Origin of the sequence: Bacillus sp. 205(2023) (genome assembly GCF_037027485.1) — a bacterium.
GTDB classification, from domain to species: Bacteria; Bacillota; Bacilli; order Bacillales; family Bacillaceae; genus Bacillus; species Bacillus halotolerans.
The window spans coordinates 1-208 of sequence record NZ_JAXCHF010000058.1 but is presented as its reverse complement, the minus strand read 5'-3'; the positions used below and the strand labels follow the sequence as shown (position 1 = coordinate 208).

The window sequence follows — 208 nt, the reverse complement described above, 5'->3', positions numbered from 1 at the left end:
ACCACCGACCTCACGCTTATCAGGCGTGCGCTCTAACCAGCTGAGCTACAGGCCCATCTTAACTTATTCAAGGAACAAAGTTCCTTCAAAACTAAACAAGACAGGGAACGTTCTGTTTATAAGACCCGAGGTCTTATATTCCGTAAATATCCTTAGAAAGGAGGTGATCCAGCCGCACCTTCCGATACGGCTACCTTGTTACGACTTC

Annotated in this window: 1 rRNA gene; it reads right to left on the bottom strand. The window is 46.6% G+C overall.

Annotated features, from left to right (window positions below):
- Positions 1 to 156: 156 nt before the first annotated feature.
- Positions 157 to 208 (bottom strand): 16S ribosomal RNA (locus tag WA325_RS21385); the annotation flags it as partial.